This is a genomic window from Arsenophonus sp. ENCA, assembly GCF_002287155.1.
Taxonomy (GTDB): domain Bacteria; phylum Pseudomonadota; class Gammaproteobacteria; order Enterobacterales; family Enterobacteriaceae; genus Arsenophonus; species Arsenophonus nilaparvatae.
Window position 1 is genome coordinate 1 of sequence record NZ_NHNG01000430.1, and the last position, 2,078, is coordinate 2,078.

General features: G+C 33.3%; 2 protein-coding genes. One reads left to right on the forward strand and one right to left on the reverse strand.

Going from position 1 to position 2,078, the window contains the following annotated elements; all coding sequences use genetic code 11:
- Window positions 1-332: 332 nt before the first annotated feature.
- Window positions 333-1,724 (forward strand): MFS transporter, encoded by a 1,392-nt coding sequence (locus CBG25_RS11235; RefSeq protein WP_290606698.1) that lies wholly within the window; start codon window positions 333-335, stop codon window positions 1,722-1,724.
- Between the two features lie 63 nt (window positions 1,725-1,787).
- Here CBG25_RS11235 and CBG25_RS11240 read toward each other — a convergent pair.
- Window positions 1,788-2,078: transposase (locus tag CBG25_RS11240; protein WP_290603789.1), on the reverse strand; the 291-nt coding region annotated here is incomplete at its 5' end.

Below are 2,078 nucleotides of genomic sequence, written 5' to 3' on the forward strand. Positions count from 1 at the left end.
CCAAGAAAATTCAATTCAATTGATTCGTTCTATACTGACTCAGTGGGGGCACATTATAGGCAGTTTTACGCAGCTGGCAAGCAATAATTTGTAAACTTTAGTCGTTTGCTGTTTTTTTCGACAAAAATATCTTATTTATGTTATGAGTGAGCTATGAATCTAAATTTTAAATTTATTCATTAGAATTATTTAGAAACAATTGCCTCGCGCAAAGTTATATAAGTAATGATTCATTAGATATCTGTTAGTGCTATAATTTTCTAAAATAAATAAAAGATAATCTATTTTAAAATCTGATTTATTTCGGTTTACCTTATTTTTTAGGTTATTGAATGTTAAAAACAATACAAAATATGTTTGGCCTACCAGTCATAGCAGCTATGGCCTTTTTTATGCAAAGCTTAGATGCAACTATTTTAAATACTGCATTGCCTGAGATAGCTAAAAGTCTTAATCATTCTCCTTTAGCCATGCAATCTGCTGTCATAAGTTATACATTAACTGTTGCTCTGCTTATTCCAGTTAGTGGATGGTTAGCCGATCGCTTTGGTACAAGAAAAATTTTTATATTTGCAGTTAGTCTATTTTCTTTAGGCTCTTTCTTATCTGCAATGTCATTATCTTTGGCTTTTTTAGTTTTTTCTCGCATCATTCAAGGGATAGGCGGTGCAATGATGATGCCTGTTGCACGTCTTGCATTATTGAGAGCTTACCCACGCAGTGAATTATTACCTATTTTAAATTTTGTCACTATTCCGGGATTAGTTGGACCTATATTAGGCCCTTTAGTTGGTGGTTTTTTAGTAACTTATACCAGTTGGCATTGGATATTTATTATTAATATCCCTATCGGTTTACTTGGTATTTTATATGCACTAAAACATATGCCTGATTTTAAAATGCCTAAACGCGCTTTTGATACTATAGGATTTATTCTCTTTGGTGCTGCAATTGTAATGTTGACGGTGAGTTTAGATTTTTTTAATAACGAAAATTTAACCAATTATGCACCATTAATTATAATTTTAGGCGGTATTTTTTTACTCTTTATTTATGTATTACACGCAAGAAAAATCGCTTATTCAATTATTCCATTAAGTTTATTTAGCACAAGAACCTTTTCTGTCGGTATAGCCGGTAATGTTATAACCCGTATAGGCACAGGCTGTATTCCGTTTTTAATGCCGTTGATGTTGCAAGTAGGATTTGGACACCCAGCGGTTACAGCTGGTTTAATGATGGCTCCAATGGCGATAGGCTCAATATCGGCAAAATCTGTTGTGACCAAAATATTAACTCAATATGGCTATAAAAAAACACTTTTTACCATAACATTTATTATTGGCTTAATTATTACTCAATTCTCATTGCAATCACCTGATATGCCAATTTATATTTTGATAATTCCTTTATTTTTACTGGGAGCGGCAATGTCGACCCAATTCACCGCTATGAATACACTTACTCTAGCGGATTTGACAGAAAACAACGCCAGTTCTGGTAATAGTATGTTAGCTGTAACCCAACAACTTGCTATCAGTTTTGGTATTGCGAGTAGCGCTGCAATTTTACACTTTTATGAATCGCTACCTTATGGTGATCATATTGATAATTTCCATTATACATTTATTACTATAGGTATAATTACTCTGTCATCTTCACTTATTTTCCTTCTGTTGCAACAAGAAGATGGACAAAATTTAATTAATAAAAAAGATCCCTAACAGTAAAAATTTCATCTAAATAGGACAAACCTAAAATAAATTATACACGAGTTTCGCACAAAACTAATTTGGGTACGCTAATAAAACACGGATGTGCTCAGCAATAGCATTTTTGATTACGTCCCAATTTTGTTGATAAAGGGTTATTTTTTCAGATATACGACGTTTATGTTGTTCAAACCACGCAGAAATAGCGAGAAAAATATGATTTCTTTGCGCTCGGCTCGTGCGAGCCTGACAGCGTTCAATACCACAATTTTGTTTAACTTCTCGATGATAAACTTCAACAGACCAACGGGCATCCATGATAGATTTGACGTATTCACGGGTGGGATTCTCTTTGTTTGTTACTAT

Excerpts from the sequence above, each read along its gene's own strand:
- CBG25_RS11235 (WP_290606698.1), top strand. The coding sequence starts at position 333 with ATGTTAAAAACAATACAAAATATGTTTGGCCTACCAGTCATAGCAGCT.